The sequence below is a fragment of the Kitasatospora sp. NPDC054795 genome, assembly GCF_053611565.1.
In genome coordinates, this window is record NZ_JBSHAP010000062.1 from 1 (window position 1) to 17,565 (window position 17,565).

Annotated in this window: 17 protein-coding genes and 2 tRNA genes; 15 read left to right on the forward strand and 4 right to left on the reverse strand. The window is 72.2% G+C overall.

Going from position 1 to position 17,565, the window contains the following annotated elements:
- Positions 1–200 precede the first annotated feature (200 nt).
- Complete coding sequence (locus ACWGJO_RS22485) at positions 201–614, reverse strand: SsgA family sporulation/cell division regulator (protein WP_030056266.1); 414 nt, start codon at positions 612–614, stop codon at positions 201–203.
- 194 nt (positions 615–808) lie between these two features.
- Between ACWGJO_RS22485 and ACWGJO_RS22490 the strand changes: the two genes are divergently transcribed.
- The 3 genes from ACWGJO_RS22490 to ACWGJO_RS22500 all read left to right on the forward strand — a co-directional run bounded on the left by ACWGJO_RS22490 (position 809) and on the right by ACWGJO_RS22500 (position 1,698).
- Positions 809–1,267: a TIGR02611 family protein gene (locus ACWGJO_RS22490; protein WP_452186213.1), complete on the forward strand. Its 459-nt coding sequence runs from the start codon at positions 809–811 to the stop codon at positions 1,265–1,267.
- A gap of 78 nt (positions 1,268–1,345) precedes the next feature.
- A tRNA-Val gene (locus ACWGJO_RS22495) sits at positions 1,346–1,417 on the forward strand.
- A 209-nt stretch (positions 1,418–1,626) separates the two neighbouring features.
- Positions 1,627–1,698, forward strand: a tRNA-Val gene (locus ACWGJO_RS22500).
- Between the two features lie 79 nt (positions 1,699–1,777).
- Here the strand turns inward: ACWGJO_RS22500 and ACWGJO_RS22505 are convergent.
- Complete coding sequence (locus ACWGJO_RS22505) at positions 1,778–2,545, reverse strand: exonuclease domain-containing protein (RefSeq protein WP_452186215.1); 768 nt, start codon at positions 2,543–2,545, stop codon at positions 1,778–1,780.
- Between the two features lie 166 nt (positions 2,546–2,711).
- Here ACWGJO_RS22505 and ACWGJO_RS22510 point away from each other — a divergent pair, with 166 nt between their 5' ends.
- From ACWGJO_RS22510 to ACWGJO_RS22525, 4 genes are all read left to right on the forward strand, one after another.
- Positions 2,712–3,269 carry a DUF4365 domain-containing protein gene (locus tag ACWGJO_RS22510; RefSeq protein ID WP_452186217.1) on the forward strand — a complete coding sequence of 186 codons (558 nt, stop codon included), beginning with the start codon at positions 2,712–2,714 and terminating at the stop codon, positions 3,267–3,269.
- A gap of 32 nt (positions 3,270–3,301) precedes the next feature.
- Positions 3,302–4,465 carry a hypothetical protein gene (locus tag ACWGJO_RS22515; RefSeq protein ID WP_452186218.1) on the forward strand — a complete coding sequence of 388 codons (1,164 nt, stop codon included), beginning with the start codon at positions 3,302–3,304 and terminating at the stop codon, positions 4,463–4,465.
- A gap of 88 nt (positions 4,466–4,553) precedes the next feature.
- Entirely contained in the window at positions 4,554–6,533 is a 1,980-nt protein-coding gene (gene thrS / locus ACWGJO_RS22520; RefSeq protein ID WP_452186220.1) for a threonine--tRNA ligase, read from the forward strand.
- 86 nt (positions 6,534–6,619) lie between these two features.
- Positions 6,620–7,180, forward strand: a complete 561-nt coding sequence (locus ACWGJO_RS22525; RefSeq protein WP_045704733.1) for an HIT family protein — start codon at positions 6,620–6,622, stop codon at positions 7,178–7,180.
- A 69-nt stretch (positions 7,181–7,249) separates the two neighbouring features.
- Here the strand turns inward: ACWGJO_RS22525 and ACWGJO_RS22530 are convergent, their stop codons facing one another.
- Positions 7,250–8,896, reverse strand: a complete 1,647-nt coding sequence (locus tag ACWGJO_RS22530) for a hypothetical protein (RefSeq protein ID WP_452186222.1) — start codon at positions 8,894–8,896, stop codon at positions 7,250–7,252.
- A 195-nt stretch (positions 8,897–9,091) separates the two neighbouring features.
- On the opposite strand from ACWGJO_RS22530, the gene ACWGJO_RS22535 reads away from it, so the two are divergent.
- Entirely contained in the window at positions 9,092–9,517 is a 426-nt protein-coding gene (locus ACWGJO_RS22535; protein WP_452179913.1) for a thiol-disulfide oxidoreductase DCC family protein, read from the forward strand.
- 22 nt (positions 9,518–9,539) lie between these two features.
- On the opposite strand, the gene ACWGJO_RS22540 is transcribed toward ACWGJO_RS22535, so the two are convergent.
- Positions 9,540–11,588 carry an elongation factor G-like protein EF-G2 gene (locus ACWGJO_RS22540; RefSeq protein ID WP_452186224.1) on the reverse strand — a complete coding sequence of 683 codons (2,049 nt, stop codon included), beginning with the start codon at positions 11,586–11,588 and terminating at the stop codon, positions 9,540–9,542.
- A 255-nt stretch (positions 11,589–11,843) separates the two neighbouring features.
- On the opposite strand from ACWGJO_RS22540, the gene pgsA reads away from it, so the two are divergent.
- From pgsA to pdxT, 7 genes are all read left to right on the forward strand, one after another.
- Positions 11,844–12,491: a phosphatidylinositol phosphate synthase gene (gene pgsA / locus ACWGJO_RS22545; protein WP_452186265.1), complete on the forward strand. Its 648-nt coding sequence runs from the start codon at positions 11,844–11,846 to the stop codon at positions 12,489–12,491.
- Positions 12,492–12,507: 16 nt separating this feature from the next.
- Positions 12,508–13,470, forward strand: a complete 963-nt coding sequence (locus ACWGJO_RS22550; protein ID WP_452186226.1) for a phosphatidylinositol mannoside acyltransferase — start codon at positions 12,508–12,510, stop codon at positions 13,468–13,470.
- A 52-nt stretch (positions 13,471–13,522) separates the two neighbouring features.
- The gene (locus ACWGJO_RS22555; protein WP_452186228.1) at positions 13,523–14,704 is read left to right on the forward strand and encodes a glycosyltransferase family 4 protein; all 1,182 of its coding nucleotides are present in this window, start codon (positions 13,523–13,525) and stop codon (positions 14,702–14,704) included.
- A gap of 108 nt (positions 14,705–14,812) precedes the next feature.
- Positions 14,813–15,181, forward strand: a complete 369-nt coding sequence (locus tag ACWGJO_RS22560; RefSeq protein ID WP_359914511.1) for a 5-carboxymethyl-2-hydroxymuconate Delta-isomerase — start codon at positions 14,813–14,815, stop codon at positions 15,179–15,181.
- A gap of 29 nt (positions 15,182–15,210) precedes the next feature.
- Positions 15,211–15,756 carry a LemA family protein gene (locus tag ACWGJO_RS22565; RefSeq protein WP_359914514.1) on the forward strand — a complete coding sequence of 182 codons (546 nt, stop codon included), beginning with the start codon at positions 15,211–15,213 and terminating at the stop codon, positions 15,754–15,756.
- Between the two features lie 129 nt (positions 15,757–15,885).
- Positions 15,886–16,797, forward strand: coding sequence for a pyridoxal 5'-phosphate synthase lyase subunit PdxS (gene pdxS / locus ACWGJO_RS22570; RefSeq protein ID WP_380546481.1), 912 nt, complete (start codon positions 15,886–15,888; stop codon positions 16,795–16,797).
- Between the two features lie 96 nt (positions 16,798–16,893).
- Complete coding sequence (gene pdxT / locus ACWGJO_RS22575) at positions 16,894–17,517, forward strand: pyridoxal 5'-phosphate synthase glutaminase subunit PdxT (RefSeq protein WP_359897475.1); 624 nt, start codon at positions 16,894–16,896, stop codon at positions 17,515–17,517.
- Positions 17,518–17,565 lie beyond the last annotated feature (48 nt).

Sequence of the window (17,565 nt, forward strand, 5' to 3'; positions counted from 1 at the left end):
CCACCCGTGAGGGTGGCCGGCCCCGGTGCCGGGCGCCTGCGGCGCTGTGGACCCGCTCCGGTGGGAGCGGATCCGCTCACCGGCCCCGAGACCGCGTCGTGCGCGGCTGAGTCCGCTGCCGTGCCCCCGAGTAGGACGGCTGCGATGAGGCAGGGGGTGGGGCCCCGCCGACGGCGGGGCGTGACCGCCTCCGGATGGGGTCAGCTTTCGGCGAGGATGTGGGACAGCTCCCGGTCGAGGTCGAAGTGACGGTGTTCGGTGCCGGGGGGCACCGCGGCGTCCGTCCGCTTGAGGAACGACTCAAGCGCTCGGGCCGGGGCCTCCAGCAGGGCTTCTCCTTCCGGAGAGCTCAGTGCGATGCAGACCACCCCTTGCCCGTGGCTGCGCGACGGCCACACCCGGACGTCGCCGGTACCGGTGGGTCGGTGCAGCCCCTCCGCGAGGAGATCTCGGGCGAACACCCACTCCACGGTCTCGTCGGCGCCTGTGTGGAACGTGGCGTGCACGGCATAGGGGTCGGCGGTGTCGTAGCGCAGGCCCGCGGGGACGGGCAGTGATGACTCGCTGGACACGATGAGGCGCAGGTGCAGCTCGCAGCTGACCGTGGTGTTCATAAGCGCCATGGCCTTTCGCTCAGTGTGCGCTCGGGGAATCGCACGTCGGCGAACGGACCATCCCACCCCCAAGACCGATGTAAACCCCTCTGTCCCGATTCGGGCGCGAGTCGTACCCCTTACGGCGCATTGCGGAATCGCCCCGCAGTGGCCGGGCCGGGCATTACCCGGCGCTTCTTGGTTAGTTTCCTGGCATGACTGTGCGAAACGACAAGACGGCCGGGAACACGGGAACGGGTGAAGCGGCTGTGGCGGTTGACGCGGCCGTCGACGGCGGACGGGCGGTCGGATCGCGGGCCCCGGCCTTCGTCCGCCGCTCGCCCGCGCTGCACCGGGTCTGGCAGGTGGCGATCTTCCTGGCGGGCCTCGCCGTGGTGGTGCTCGGGCTGATCATGCTGCCGCTGCCCGGCCCCGGCTGGCTGGTGATCTTCCTGGGCATGGGGATCTGGGCGACCGAGTTCGTCTGGGCCCAGCTGGCCCTGCGCTGGACCCGCCGCAAGGTCGCCGAGGCCGCCCAGCGGGCCATGGACCCGCGGGTGCGCCGCCGCAACCTGACGCTCACCGCGATCGGGCTGGCCGCCCTCGTCGGGGTGGGCGGCTGGTACTTCGCCCGCTACGGCCTGGCCGTTCCCTGGCAGCTGGACGGGAGCTGACCCGCCCGGACGCGGGGCCGCGGGCAGGGAGCGTGTTCGGAGCACCCTCCGGGATGCGGTAATGTTTTCTCTGCACCCGGGCGATTAGCTCAGCGGGAGAGCACTTCGTTCACACCGAAGGGGTCACTGGTTCGATCCCAGTATCGCCCACCGGAATGCATTGTGATATGTGAGGCCCAGCCGATTATCGGCTGGGCCTCACGTGTATTTCCGGAATCCGCCTGAAGGGCCGCCGGTAATCGGCTGAGGGACAGTCACCTTCCCTGCGGGGCGCGAGTTCTGCGGAGGCGTCGGCGGTACCCGGAACGGGCGAGTTGTACGACCAGCCCCGAATGGTGCTAGAGTTCTTCTCGTTGCCCGGGCGATTAGCTCAGCGGGAGAGCACTTCGTTCACACCGAAGGGGTCACTGGTTCGATCCCAGTATCGCCCACCGGACAGCACGCAGGCCCTGACCAGGAAACCGGTCAGGGCCTGCGGCGCGTTCCGGGCCCGGAACGCCGGGCCGCGCGTCACGCCGCCGCCTCGCAACGGTGCTCCGGTTCCAGCCGGCGCCCGCATCCGCACCGGGCCGGCCGTAGCGGCCAGGACAGGTCCACCCGCTCCGGCGTCCCCGAGCGGTCGAACCAGTTCTGCAGCCCGCGTGCCTGCGCCGCGTGCCAGACCGCCTGCCGCAGGTGCAGCTCCGCCGCAGACAGCCCGCCGAGCGCCGCCGGGTAGCGGGAGCCGATCCGCCGGGTCAGCGCCAGTGCCGCCGCCGCGTCCGCCGCCGCGTCGTGCGCCCCGGCCAGGACGACGCCGTAGTGGGCGCACAGGTCGGTCAGCGTCCGGCGGCCCTTGCGGTAGCGGTCCACGTGCTTGTCCAGCACCCGGGGATCCAGCACCACCAGCCCGGACGTTGCCAGCCCCGCGGCCAGCGTCAGCCCGTGATGGCGGCGCAGTTCCCGGTCCAGCAGCGTCAGGTCGTAGGGCGCGTTCATCACCACCACCGGACGCCCGGCCCGCGCCTCGGCCGCCAGTGCCCGGGTGACCTCCGCCACCACCGTGCGGGCCGGGCGGCCGTGGGCGCGCACCTGCTCGTCGGTGATGCCGTGCACCGCGCGGGCGCCGTCCGGGATCGGAACCCCCGGATCGGCGAGCCAGGTCGTGGTCCGGGCCGGCTCGCCCGGCGCGAGCTGGACGACCAGGGCGGCGGAGACGATCCGGTCGTTCTCCACGTCCACCCCGGTCGTCTCGGTGTCGAAGGAGGCGAGCGGGCCGGTGTACCAGTGCTTCTGCATGACTGCCCCTCAGACGAGCGTTGCGCCCGGCTGATACCCGGTTCTGACGCCCCTTCAACCCGTTTGGCCCAAGCCCGGCCGGGGATCCTGCCCATGACTGTCCCGTTCGAATCGACCGGCCCGTCCGGAGCGGGACGGGCCCGGAACCGGGGGAGGGCACGGGGCGATGGCACTGACCCAGCCGCAGCCCGAGGAGGCGGCGGCGGCCGTACCGCGCGGGAACCTCGCGGTCACCGCCTGCATGGAGACCCTGCAGGTCGGCTACCTGCACGCGGTCGCCGCCGCGGCCGGCTGCTCGCTCTCCCAGCCGTTCCCGGACAACGGCATCGACTGGCACGTCAGCCACGGCTCCCGGGCGCACGAGGTGGACGACGAGGTCACCGTCAAGATCCAGCTCAAGGCCACCCAGCAGATCGCGCCCGACCCGGCCGGGCCGTTCTTCAGCTTCACCCTGGACAACGACCACCTGCGCAAGCTCGCCCGGCCCCGGGTCGCCGTGCCGCGGATCCTGGTCGTGCTGCTGCTGCCGCGCCGGGTCGACCAGTGGCTGCGGGCCCGCCCGGACGCCCTGGAACTGCGGCACTGCTGCTACTGGGTCAACCTGGCCGGCCACCCGGTCACCGGGCAGCGGCGCACCAACGTCCGGGTGCCCACCGCCAGGGTCTTCGACGACCGCGCGCTCTGCGACATCATGGCCCGGGTCGGCGCGGGCGGCAGCCCGTGACGGCCCGGGCCCGGCAGGGAGGAACCGGACCCATGACACCGCCGCACGCACCGGGCGAACCGGCCCGGCCCCTGCCCGACCCGGCCACCGTCGACCCGAGGGTCCTGGCCACCCTGCTCGCCCGGCACGGCTGGGTCCGCCGCGGCGGACCGGCCGCCCGGTACGGACGCTGGACCCCGCCCGACGACGAACCCGGCACCAGCCTGCTCGTCCCGGCCGGGGACGGCTTCGACGACGCCGTCGAACTCCTCGCCGACGCCGTCACCGCGCTCTCCCGCTCCCGCACCCCCTCCGCCCGCTCGATCCTGCTCGCCCTCACCGTCCCCGGCGACGAACTGCGCTGGCACCGCGAACCGTCCGGCCCCGCCGGGGCCACCCCCTGGGACGAGGCCGAGCGGCTCCGGCGGGCCGCCCGCGGGATGCTCGCCGCCGGCGCCAAGGCCGCCCGCAGCAGGGCCGGCTACTTCGGCGCCCGGCTGGACGCCCTCGCCGGGGACTTCCTGGACCGCGTCCTGCTGGTCGAACAGGGCGCCGAGCTCACCGCCCACACCCCCGCCCCCGAGGGCCGCGCCGCCGTCACCACCCTGGTCCGCGCTCTGGAGGCACTGCGCGACGCCGTCGACTACCGCCGGGTCAGCGGCGGGCCCGAGGCCTTCGGGAACGCCGTCCGGGCCGGGGTCAGCCGGGAGCTCGTCCGGTCCGTCGAGGAGCTGGTGCGCGACGCGACGGCCGCCCGGCTCAGCGTCGCCTGGTCACCCGCCGCCGGGACCCCGGGCGGCTTCGGGGACCGCCGGATCGACCTCGACTTCTCGCCCGGCGACCTGCCCGCCCTGGCGGAGGCCGCCGAGCTGCTGGAACGGATCGAGCCCGCCGTCGACGTCACCGTGGTCGGCGTGGTCACCCGGCTCAAGCGCGCCGACCCGGCCGGTCCCGGCTCGGTACGACTGCGGGTGCTCACCGGCGCCGAGGTCCGCGAGCTCAAGCTCCGCCTGCCCGACCCCGACTACCGGCTCGCCGCCGAGGCCCACCTCGCGGGCCTGCCGGTCCGGGTCTCCGGCCGGCTGGAGCGGCACGGCGGCTTCCGCCGGCTGACCCGCCCGCACGGACTGGAACTCCGCGGCTGGGAGGAGGGGGACCGCGAGCGGCTGCTGAAGGCGCTCGGGGAGAAGGCGGAGCGAGCGGGGGAAGGGGCGTAGGTGGACGGCGGGGGCGGCGCTCTCGGTACCATCGTCACGCGCAGCGCAGTGTTGCGTCCTCTGAAATCCAGCACGTCAGGAGAGACCGGTGACGGACGTCCGGGTAATCATCAGCCGCGAACCCGATCGGGAAGAGCGCGTGGTGACGACGGGCACCACGGCCGCCGAGCTCTTCGCCGACGACCGCTCGATCATCGCCGCCCGCGTCGGCGGCCAGCTCAAGGACCTCGCCTACGCCGTCCAGGACGGCGACGAGGTCGAGCCGGTCGAGATCGGCAGCAAGGACGGCCTCGACATCCTGCGCCACTCCACCGCGCACGTCATGGCCCAGGCCGTGCAGCAGCTCTACCCCGAGGCCAAGCTGGGCATCGGCCCGCCGGTCAAGGACGGTTTCTACTACGACTTCGACGTCGAGAAGCCCTTCCACCCCGATGACCTCAAGGCCATCGAGAAGAAGATGCAGGAGATCATCAAGCGCGGGCAGAAGTTCTCCCGCCGCGTGGTCACCGACGAGTCCGCCCGCGAGGAGCTGGCCGCCGAGCCGTACAAGCTCGAACTGATCGGTCTCAAGGGTTCCGCCGCCACCGCCGGCGAGGGCGCCGACGTCGAGGTCGGCGCCGGCGAGCTCACCATCTACGACAACCTGGACGCCAAGACCGGCGAGCAGTGCTGGGGCGACCTCTGCCGCGGCCCGCACCTGCCCAGCACCCGGAACATCCCGGCGTTCAAGCTGATGCGCAACGCGGCCGCCTACTGGCGCGGCAGCGAGAAGAACCCCATGCTGCAGCGCATCTACGGCACCGCCTGGCCGACCAAGGACGAGCTCAAGGCCCACCTCGACTTCCTCGTCGAGGCCGAGAAGCGCGACCACCGCAAGCTCGGCAACGAGCTCGACCTCTTCTCCATCCCGGAGGAGATCGGCTCCGGCCTCGCCGTCTTCCACCCCAAGGGCGGCATCATCCGCCGGGCCATGGAGGACTACTCGCGCAAGCGGCACGAGGAGGAGGGCTACGAGTTCGTCTACACCCCGCACGCCACCAAGGGGAAGCTCTTCGAGAAGAGCGGCCACCTCGACTGGTACGCGGACGGTATGTACCCGCCCATGCAGCTCGACGAGGGCGTGGACTACTACCTCAAGCCGATGAACTGCCCGATGCACAACCTGATCTTCGACGCGCGCGGCCGTTCGTACCGTGAACTGCCGCTGCGCCTCTTCGAGTTCGGGACGGTGTACCGCTACGAGAAGTCCGGCGTCGTGCACGGCCTCACCCGTGCCCGCGGCTTCACGCAGGACGACGCGCACATCTACTGCACCCGTGAGCAGATGGCGGAGGAGCTCGACTCCACGCTGACCTTCGTGCTCAACCTGCTCCGCGACTACGGTCTGACCGACTTCTACCTGGAGCTGTCGACCAAGGACCCGGTCAAGTACGTCGGCAGCGACGAGACCTGGGAGGAGGCCACCGCCGTCCTGGCGAGCGTGGCCGAGAAGCAGGGCCTGCCGCTGGTCCCGGACCCGGGCGGCGCGGCCTTCTACGGCCCGAAGATCTCGGTGCAGGCGAAGGACGCCATCGGCCGCACCTGGCAGATGAGCACCATCCAGCTGGACTTCAACCTGCCCGAGCGCTTCGACCTGGAGTACACCGCGGCGGACGGCTCGCGCCAGCGGCCGGTCATGATCCACCGGGCGCTGTTCGGTTCGATCGAGCGCTTCTTCGCGGTGCTGCTGGAGCACTACGCCGGCGCCATGCCGCCGTGGCTGGCCCCGGTCACCGTGACCGGCATCCCGATCACCGACGAGCACGTGCCGTACCTGCTGGAGGTCGCGGCCGAGCTGAAGAAGCACGGGATCCGGGTCGAGGTGGACACCTCGGACGACCGCATGCAGAAGAAGATCAGGAACGCACAGAAGACCAAGGTGCCGTTCATGCTGATCGCCGGCAACGACGACGTCGAGGCGGGCGCGGTGTCGTTCCGCTACCGCAACGGCGAGCAGAAGAACGGCGTTCCGCTGGCGGACGCGGTTCAGGAGATCGTGGACGCGGTGAAGAGTCGCATCCAGGTGTGAGTTCGGCCCCGCCCGAGCGGGGACAGCGCGGGGCAGGCTCTCGACGAGTCTGCCCCGCGCGGCTTTGCAAGCACCGTCGGGCGAATATGCTGATCAGCATGACGACTGAGCCGGAACTTCAGCGGGGCGTCGGTGAGCCGGACGGCTTCCGCCGCCTGTGGACGCCTCATCGGATGGCGTACATCCAGGGTGAGAACAAGCCCACCGGCCCGGCTCCGGACGACGGTTGTCCGTTCTGCTCGATCCCGTCCCTGAGCGACGAGGACGGGCTGATCATCGCCCGGGGGAGTGCCGTGTTCGCGGTGCTGAACCTGTACCCGTACAACGGCGGGCACCTGATGGTGGTCCCGTACCGGCACGTCGCCGACTACACCGACCTGGACGAGGCCGAGACGGCCGAGCTGGCGGACTTCACCAAGAGGGCGATGACGGCGCTGCGGGCGGCCTCCGGGGCGCACGGGTTCAACATCGGGATGAACCAGGGCGCGGCGGCCGGGGCCGGGATCGCGGCGCACCTGCACCAGCACGTGGTGCCGCGCTGGGGCGGGGACACCAACTTCATGCCGGTGGTCGGCCACACCAAGGTGCTGCCGCAGCTGCTGGCGGACACCCGGAAGATGCTGGCCGAGGCCTGGCCGCAGGGCTGATCCGAGGAACAACGCGGAAGGGCCCCACCGAGATCCTCGGTGGGGCCCTCCCGCATGCGCCGCGCCGGATCAGCCGGCGTTGAAGGTGTCGACGTCGTAGGGGCGGGGGCTCTGCGCCTCGGACTTGATGATCGAGGTGCGGTTCTTGAAGAAGCGGTCGGCGTCCAGGTCGTGCTCCTCCAGGAACTCCAGCGTGGCGGCATGGACCGCCGCGAGCACCGGGACGGCGGCGTTCTGGGCGTTGTCGACCATGGAGCGGTTCTCCCAGGCGCGGCCGGCCCAGATGTGCCGCAGCCCGAAGGGCTCGGGCAGGCCGAGTCCGCCGCCGAGCCAGCCGAGCAGGCCGGGCATCCGGTAGAAGGGGGCGCGGACGGCCTGGCGGACGACCTCGTCGTTGTCGATCAGGGGGAGCTTGACGGTGCGCTCCTCCCAGAACCGCACGGTCTTGGCGACCGACTTCTCCTTGTCCTTGGGCTTGTCGAAGAAGACGCCCTTGACCGGGCCGAGCGCGTAGCCGGACACGGTGATGTTCAGGACGTTGGCGAGCAGGGTGACGGTGACGGTGAAGGTGAGGACCAGCTTGCCGTCGTGGGTGATGAACTGGGTGGCGAGGTAGTGCCGGGGGCCGCCGGAGAAGGTCTGCTTGTCGGCGACGCTCTGCACGGCGAAGTCGCGCATCCGGTCGCCGTCCATGTCGGCGTTGCCGGGGCGGCTGATCTCGTCGGCGCCCTCGCCGATGTCGAAGACCACCCACTGCTTGATGGCGACGTTGGGCATGCCGCTGTTGGCGACGTGGCTGACACCGAGGCCCTTGAGGTGGGAGGAGATCCGGCGGATCAGGTCCCAGGGGTGGAAGGCGCGGAAGTCGGCGTGGCCCTCCGCGGGGTGGAGGGTGTCGGCGAGGCGCCATTCGCCCCAGCGGCGGCCGGCACCGAGGATGCCCTTGGGGCCGGCGTAGTGGTGGATGTTGGTCTCCTGCTCGGCGTCCAGGCGGCCGAGCTTGTCGCGCAGGTCGGCGGCCTTCTTGTCGAGGTCGTCCCGGGGGACGGCCTTGGCGACGGAGGCGGCCACCACGCTGCCCTCGACCAGCGCCTGCCAGCGGGAGCGCAGGTCCTTGGCGGAGCGCTCGACGATCCGGCGGGCGAGGTACCAGCCGACGATCGGGGCGAGCATGGTCACGCGCAGGTAGACGCCGATGAAGCCGCTGGCCGGCGGGCGCAGCGCGAGCAGGACGGCGAGGGCGGCGGTCGCGGCGAGCACGATGCCGCCGTAGACGGCCGCGTTCTTCGGGTTGTCCCGCTTGAGCCAGGCGCGGAGCTGGAAGGCGCCGAGCCAGATCAGGGTGCCGGGGAGGAAGAGCACGCCGGTGGCGATGGAGACGGTGCTGAGTTGCCGGTCGCGGGTGTTGCGCAGTTCCTCGGCGGCCAGGCAGTGTTCGACGACCTGGCGGGTGTCGACTCCGAAGGCCGGGACGATGGGCTTGCGGCCGCCGCCCAGGGCACGGGAGATCAGCGCCTTGCTGAAGGCCTCGCCGAGGTTGGGGCGGAAGAGCGCGAAGCGGCCCTTCTTCTCGGTGGCGTCGGTGACGGCGCCGACGAAGCCCTTGATCTCGCCGTCGCGGTACGCGGTCGAGGAGAGTCCCTGGGTGATGGCGGTCTGCGGGCCGGCGTCGGTCCGGGGTATCTGCGCACCCGGGGTCATGTCGAGTGTGGTCACGGTGGCGTCCCCTCCTCCCCTTGTCAGCGGCAGGTTACCGTGCCGTGGCACCCCCGCGCGGATGATCGTCTGAAGTACCGTCACCGGAGGCCTGAGGGGCATGATGCCCAGCTTCGGGCGGGTCGATACCCGTCGCGAGGAGGATGGGGGCGGTGGGGCAGGATGGACGGTGGGAGCGAGGAAAGGGGAGCGGCCGTGAAGGATCCGGTGCTGGTCTACGACGGGGACTGTTCGTTCTGTTCGTCCTGCGTGCGCTGGTCGGAGCGGTACCTGCGGCAGACGCTGGCCTCGGGGGGCTGGGAGGCGGTGCCGTTCCAGTTCGCGGATCTGGCGGGCCTGGACGGGTACGCGGGCGGCCGGGGTGAGGTGTCGGCGGAGCGGGCGGAGCGCGAGGTGCTCTGGGTGACGCCGAGCGGCCGGGTGTACGGGGGCGCGCAGGCGGTTGCGCGGCTTCTGATGCGCTCCGGCGGGGTGTGGGCGTACCTGGGCGCTGTGTTGACGGCGGCGCCGGTGCGGCCGCTCGCGGGGCTGGCCTACCGCTGGGTGGCGCGCAACCGGCACCGGATGCCGGGGGGGACGGCGGCGTGCGAGCTGCCGGCCCGCAAGCCCGTCCGGCCGTGAGGCCGCCCGGCCGTGGGGCCGCTCAGTCGGTGTAGCGCTGGGCGAGGGCGGGGGGCATGGGTTCGTGGCGCAGGTAGGCGCGGGAGAACTCGGCGGTGCCGTGGGTGAGCGAGCGCAGGTCGATCGGGTAGCGGACGAGTTCGAGCTCGGGGACCTCGGCGCGCAGCAGGGTGAGGCCGGTGCCGCCGGTCTCGCTGCCGAGGACGCGGCCGCGGCGGGCGGAGAGGTCGCCGAGGACGGCGCCGAGGTAGTTGTCGGGGAGCAGGACGCTGACGGCGGCGACGGGTTCGAGCAGGCGGATGACGGCGTGCTCGGCGGCGTCGCGCAGGGCGAGGGCGGCGGCGTTCTGGAAGGACGCGTCGGAGGAGTCGACGGAGTGCGCCTTGCCGTCGGTGAGGGTGATCCGGACGTCGACGAGCGGGTACCCGGTGGTGACCCCCTTGGCGAGCTGGGCGCGGACGCCCTTCTCGACGGAGGGGATGAAGTGCTTGGGGACGGAGCCGCCGACGACGTGTTCCTGGAACTCGAAGCCGGAGCCGGCGGGGAGCGGTTCGACCTCCAGGTCGCAGATGGCGTACTGGCCGTGGCCGCCGGACTGCTTGACCAGGCGGCCATGGCCGGCGGCGGCGGTGCCGAAGGTCTCGCGCAGGGCGACCTTGGGTTCGACGGTGTCGACGTGGACGCCGTGGCGGGTGCGGAGGCGGTCGAGGACGACATCGGCGTGGGCCTCGCCGGTGCACCAGAGGACGAGCTGGTGGGTGTCGGGGTTCTGTTCCAGGCGTAGCGCCGGGTCCTCGGCGGTGAGGCGGGCGAGGGCCTGGGAGAGCTTGTCGTCGTCGGCCTTGCTGTGGGCCTCGACGGCGATCGGGAGGAGCGGTTCGGGGAGGGTCCAGCCGTCGAGGGCGACGGGGTGGCCGGGGTCGTGGACGGTGTCGCCGGCGCGGGCGGTGGTGAGTTTGGCGGCGCAGACGAGGTCGCCGGCGACGGCGTGCGGGACGGGGCGCTGCGCCTTGCCGAAGGGGCTGGTGAGGCCGGTGACGCGTTCGTCGCCGTTCTGGTCGGCGGTGTGGGCGGGGCCGGCGAGGTGGATCCTGGTGTCGGGGCGCAGGGTGCCGGCGTACAGGCGCAGCAGGCTGATCCGTCCGACGTAGGCGTCGCCGGTGACACGGACGACCTGGGCGGCGAGCGGGGCGTCGGGGTCGCACTCGGGGGCGGGGCGGGTGCGTTCGGTGGGGTCGGGGAAGGTGTGCGCGACGAGGTCGAGGAGTTCGGCGGCGCCGAGGCCGTTCTCGCTGGTGGGGACGGCGGGGTGGAGGGCGCAGGAGAGGACCTCGCGGCGCAGGCCGGCTTCGAGGGAGTCGGTGTCGAGGGTGTCGCCGGAGAGGTAGCGCTCCATGAGGGTGTCGTCCTGGCCGGAGATGGCTTCGACGAGGCTGTCGTGGGCGGGGGCGGTGTCGGGCAGGGGGTCGGCGTCGCCGTAGGTGTCGCCGGTGAGGAGGTCGACGCTGCCGTCGGGGTGTCCGTCGTGGTGGACGGGCAGGAAGAGCGGGCGCAGGGTGTCCGGGCCGAGTCCGAAGGCGTCGTGGCAGGCGGTGAGGATGTCGTCGAAGCCGGTGTGGGCGAGGTCGAGTTTGGCGACGGCAATGGCGCGGGGGATGCCCTCGGCGGCGCATTCGCGCCACAGGGCGCGGGTGGGGGCGGTGACCGGGTCGGTGGCGGAGACGACGAAGACGGCGGCGTCGGCGGCGTGCAGGGCGGCGCGCAGGTCGGCGGCGAAGTCGGGGTGGCCGGGCGGGTCGATCAGGTTGATCTTGACGCCCTTCCATTCGAGCGGGAGGAGCGAGAGCTGGACGGAGCGCTGCTGCTGGTGCTCGATGTCCTCGTGGTCGGAGACGGTGGTGCCGTCGGTGACGCGGCCGGCCCGGCCGGTGGCGCCGGCGGCGAGGGCGAGGGATTCGGCGAGGGTGGTCTTGCCCACACCGCTGGGGCCGATGAGGACGACGTTGCGCAGGTCCTTCGGGCCGGTGACGGCGGGTGCCTGGCCGGCTCGTGCCGTGCTGCGGTCGGGCATCGGGGTCTCCTCCCGTGGCGCCGAGGCTTGTCCATCGCAGTCTAGGGTCGGGTGTCGAAGTGGCGCGTGTCGTACGGCCGATCGGTGATCGTGCGTGTGCACGGCGTGGCGGGGCGGCGTCCGGCGGTGCGTGCGCCGGAGCGTGTCCTCGGCCTGGCTACGATGGGTGGGCCGGACGGGCTGATCCGCCCGGCCGTCTGCCGCGCGTTTCTGCGCCAGGCGGGTATCTGGGAGATCGGAGCGGCTGGGAAGGCCATGCTCAACAAATACGCGCGTGCCTTCTTCACACGTGTCCTGACCCCGTTCGCCGCGTTCCTGATCCGGCTGGGCGTGAGCCCGGACGCCGTGACGCTGATCGGTACCGCCGGCTCGGTGGCCGGTGCGCTGGTGTTCTTCCCGCGCGGGGAGTTCTTCTGGGGCACCATCACGATCACGCTGTTCATCTTCTCGGATCTGGTGGACGGGAACATGGCCCGCCAGCTGGGCCGGAGCTCGAAGTGGGGGGCGTTCCTCGACTCCACCCTGGACCGGGTCGCCGATGCGGCGATCTTCGGCGGTCTGGCGATGTGGTACGCGGGCAAGGGTGACAACAACCTGCTCTGTGCGGTGGCGATCTTCTGCCTGGCGAGCGGTCTGGTGGTGTCGTACACGAAGGCGCGGGCGGAGAGCCAGGGCCTGCCGTGCGACGTGTCGGGGCTGGTGGAGCGGGCCGAGCGGCTGGTGGCCAGCCTGGTGGCGGCCGGGGTCGCGGGTCTGCACAAATTCGGTGTGCCGTACGTGGAGTGGCTGCTGCCGGTGGCGCTGTGGCTGGTGGCGGCGGGCAGCCTGGTGACGGTGTTCCAGCGGATGCTGACCGTGCGCCGGGAGGCGTTCGAGGCCGACCGAGCGGCGGCCGGGAGCTGATGGGGGGCGTCCTGCGGTGACGGACCGACTGGTGTACTGGGCGTACGCGCTGGGGTGGGGGCTGCTGAAGCACCTGCCGGAGCGGGTGGCCCGGGGGCTGTTCGACCGGCTGGCGGACTACGCGTGGCGCAAGCGCGGCAAGCGGGTGCTCCAGCTGGAGGCGAATCTGCGCCGGGTCCGTCCGGGCCTGGACGAGGCCGCGGTGCGGGAGTTGTCCCGGGCCGGGATGCGCTCGTACCTGCGGTACTGGATGGAGTCGTTCCGGCTGCCGGTGTGGAGCCGGGAGCGGGTGGCCCGGGACGTCCAGGTGGAGGGCTTCGAGCATCTGCGGGAGTCGTTGGAGGCGGGGCGGGGCGCGATGATAGCGCTGCCGCACATGGGCAACTGGGACCTCGCGGGGGCCTGGGTGGCGCAGCAGGGCTACCCGTTCACCACCGTCGCGGAGAGGTTGAAGCCGGAGCGGCTGTTCGACCGGTTCGTGGCGTTCCGGGAGGGCCTGGGCATGGAGGTCCTGGCGCTGACCGGCGGTTCGGTGAACGTGATCGGCACGCTGGCGCGGCGGTTGCGCGAGGGCCGGCTGGTCTGCCTGGTGGGGGACCGGGACCTCTCGGAGGCGGGCATCGGGGTGTCGTTCTTCGGTGAGCCGACCCGGATGCCGGCCGGTCCGGCGGCGCTGTGCCAGCGCACCGGGGCGGCGCTGCTGCCGGTGACGCTCTGGTACGACGGCCCGGTGCTGCGGGCGCGGATCCATCCCGAGGTGCCGGTGCCCGAGGAGGGCGACCGCAAGGAGCGCACCCGGGTGATGACCCAGGCGATGGCGCAGGTGTGGGAGCGGAGCATCCGCGAGCACCCGCAGGACTGGCACATGCTGCAGAAGTTCTGGCTGGCCGACCTGCCGGTCCGTAAGACGGTGAAGGCGGCGCCCGCGGAGCGCGCGGAGGCGGTCCCGGAGCCCGCGGCCGAGGCCTCCGGGTCCTGAGCCGTTCCGTCCTGCCCGCCCGCACCACTGTCCGAAGGAGCTTGAGGAACCCGTGAAGATCGGCATCGTCTGCCCGTACGACTGGGACGTCCCCGGTGGGGTGCAGTTCCACATCCGGGACCTGGCCGAGCACCTGATCGGTGTGGGGCACCAGGTGTCGGTGCTGGCGCCGGCCGAGGACGACGAGGCGCTGCCGCCGTACGTGGTCCCGGCCGGGCGGTCGGTGGCGGTGCCGTACAACGGGTCGGTGGCGCGGCTGAGTTTCGGGATCCTGTCGGCGGCCCGGGTGCGGCGCTGGCTGCACGACGGGCGCTTCGACATCCTGCACGTGCACGAGCCGGCCGCGCCGAGCCTGTCGATGCTGGCCGCCTGGTCGGCGACCGGGCCGATGGTGGGGACCTTCCACACCTCCAACCCGCGTTCGCGGGTGATGATCGCGGCCTCGCCGATCCTCCAGCCGGGGCTGGAGAAGATGCGGGCCCGGATCGCGGTGTCGGAGTACGCCCGGCGCACCCTGGTGGAGCACCTGGGCGGGGACGCGGTGGTGATCCCGAACGGCGTGGACGTGGGGTTCTTCGCGGCGGCCGAGCCGGACGAGCGGTGGACCGGCGGCGCGGCGAAGGGGGAGCCGGGCACGATCGGCTTCATCGGCCGGATCAACGAGCCGCGCAAGGGCCTGCCGACGCTGCTGGCGGCGCTGCCGGGGATCCTGGCGGAGCGGCCGGGGGTGCGGCTGCTGGTGGCGGGCAAGGGCGACGAGGAGGAGGCCGTCGCGGGCCTGGCGCCCGAGGTGCGCCGGCAGGTGGAGTTCCTCGGCATGGTGAGCGACCGGGACAAGGCCCGGCTGCTGCGCAGCGTGGACCTGTACGTGGCGCCGAACACCGGGGGCGAGAGCTTCGGGATCATCCTGGTCGAGGCGATGTCGGCGGGCGCGCCGGTGCTGGCGAGCGATCTGGACGCGTTCAAGCAGGTGCTGGACGGCGGGGACGCGGGCGAGCTGTTCCCGGTGGAGGACGCGGACGCGCTGGCCCGTACGGCGCTGCGGCTGCTGGGTGATCCGGCGCGGCTGGAGGAGCTGCGGGAGGCGGCCTCGCGGCATGTGCGGCGGTTCGACTGGTCGACGGTGGGCGCGGACATCCTGGCGGTGTACGAGACGGTGACGGCCGGCCAGGCGGCGGTGGTCGAGGAGGACGTGCGCGGCGGGCGGCGCCGGTTCGGGCCGGCCCGGGACTGATCCGCCGCGGCGGTTCGGGCCGGCCCGGGACCGGTCCCGGGCGGCGGGCCGGGGTGCCGGTGGCGTTAGGGTCGGGCGTCCGTACCACTGCGATCCACGGGGGCAACGATGCCGCAGATCTCCGTCGACTACTCGGCCGGCCTGGCCGGAACCTTCGACCGCCGGGGCCTCGGCCTGGCCATCAACCGGCTGGCGGAGGCGACGATCGACGCGAAGCCGGAGTCCTGCAAGACGGTGTTCCGCCAGAGCGAGGTGCTGGTGGTCGGTACCAGCGGGGCGGCCGCCGACGCCCAGGTGTTCGTGGAGTTCCAGATCTTTCCGGGCCGTTCGCCGGAGGCGAAGGCGGCGCTGAGCGAGGGCGTGCTGGCGCTGCTGGCGCAGTACGTCCGGCCGCGGCCGGGTACCCGGCTGTTCACGGCGGTGAACATCGCGGACATCGACCGGGAGAGCTACCGGAACGCGACCGCCCAGGGCTGAACCGGTGACACCCGGTAACGTAGCGGCCCGTGACTACCTGGATCTGGGCCGGCGTGGCCGTGGTGCTGTTCGGCATGTACCTGAGTTGGACGGCCGGCCGTCTGGACCGGCTGCATGCCCGGATCGACGCCGCGCGGGCGGCGCTGGACGCGCAGCTGGTCCGCCGGGCCTCGGTGGCGTTGGAGCTGGCGACGTCCTCGTTGCTGGATCCGGCGGCCTCGCTGCTGCTGCTGGACGCGGCGCACGCGGCCCGGCAGGCCGATGACGAGCAGCGCGAGGTGGCGGAGAGCCAGCTGAGCCTGGCGCTGCGGGCGGTGTTCGAGGAGCCGGAGCAGATGGCGGCGCTGGCGGCCGAGCCGGGTGGCGAGGACGCGGTTCGTGATCTGACGGCCGCGGTGCGGCGGGTGCCGATGGCCCGCCGGTTCCACAACGACGCGGTGCGGGCGGCCCGGGCGGTGCGCGAGCACCGGCTGGTGCGGTACTTCCGGCTGGCGGGCAAGGCGCCCTTCCCGCTGGCGTTCGAAATGGACGATGCCCCGCCGCCCGCTCTCACACCCGAAGGGGCACCTGCTTAAGGTGTCCCCCGGATACGGCCCGTTTGTCGTGTCCCGTCGTCCTGGCTGGACTTGGTGGCGCATGGTTGGGTCACCCGTTCTGCCTACCATAGGGCGATAGCACTGATTCATCTTCGAGTGAGGTCTCACGTGTCCACCACCCCCACCACCGCAGACCAGCCGCAGATCGGCACCGCCCGGGTCAAGCGCGGCATGGCCGAGCAGCTCAAGGGCGGTGTGATCATGGATGTGGTCAACGCCGAGCAGGCCAAGATCGCCGAGGACGCCGGCGCGGTCGCCGTCATGGCCCTGGAGCGGGTCCCCGCGGACATCCGCAAGGACGGCGGCGTGGCCCGCATGTCCGACCCGAACATGATCGAGGAGATCATCGCCGCGGTCTCCATCCCGGTGATGGCCAAGTCCCGCATCGGCCACTTCGTCGAGGCCCAGGTGCTCCAGTCGCTGGGCGTCGACTACATCGACGAGTCCGAGGTGCTGACCCCGGCCGACGAGGTCAACCACTCGGACAAGTTCGCCTTCACCACCCCCTTCGTCTGCGGTGCCACCAACCTGGGCGAGGCCCTGCGCCGCATCGCCGAGGGCGCGGCCATGATCCGCTCGAAGGGCGAGGCCGGCACCGGCAACGTCGTCGAGGCCGTCCGCCACCTGCGCCAGATCAAGAACGAGATCGGCCAGCTGCGCGCCCTGGACAACAACGAGCTGTACGCCGCCGCCAAGGAGCTGCGCGCCCCGTACGAGCTGGTCAAGGAGGTCGCCGAGCTCGGCAAGCTGCCGGTCGTGCTGTTCTCCGCCGGTGGCGTCGCCACCCCGGCCGACGCCGCCCTGATGCGCCAGCTGGGCGCCGAGGGCGTCTTCGTCGGCTCCGGCATCTTCAAGTCGGGCGACCCGGCCAAGCGCGCCGCCGCCATCGTGAAGGCCACCACCTTCTTCGACGACCCGAAGATCATCGCGGACGCGTCCCGCAACCTGGGCGAGGCCATGGTCGGCATCAACTGCGACACCCTGCCGGAGACCGAGCGCTACGCCAAGCGCGGCTGGTAGTCGCCCGGTAGTCCTGGGCCGGCCCGCCGCAGCGCCTCGGCGCGCGGCGGGCCGCGCCACGTAGTCCGTCGTAACGATCGATAGAGGTTGAAGACCGTGAGCACTCCTGTCATCGGCGTCCTCGCCCTCCAGGGCGACGTCCGCGAGCACCTGGTGGCGCTGGCCGAGGCCGACGCGCTCGCCCGTCCGGTGCGCCGCGCCGAGGAGCTGGCCGAGGTCGACGCGCTGGTGATCCCCGGCGGGGAGTCCACCACCATGTCCAAGCTGGCGCTGCTGTTCGGCGTGATGGACCCGCTGCGCGAGCGGGTCGCCGCCGGGATGCCGGTCTACGGCACCTGCGCGGGCATGATCATGCTGGCGGACAAGATCCTGGACGGCCGCGAGGACCAGGAGACCGTCGGCGGCATCGACATGACGGTGCGCCGCAACGCCTTCGGGCGCCAGAACGAGTCCTTCGAGTCCGGGATCGACTTCACGGGCCTGGCCGACGCGCCGGTGCACGGCGTCTTCATCCGCGCCCCCTGGGTCGAGTCGGTCGGCGCGGGCGTCGAGGTGCTGGCCGAGCTGCCCGCCGCGGACGGCCCGGAGAGCCGGATCGTGGCGGTGCGCCAGGGCAACCTGCTCGCCACCTCCTTCCACCCGGAACTGACCGGCGACCACCGGGTGCACGCGTACTTCGTGCGGATGGTCGAGGAGCACCTCGCCGGGGACGCGCGCTGACGGCGTCGACAACGCGCTGACCGTGTGCGCTTCACCGGTGACGACACC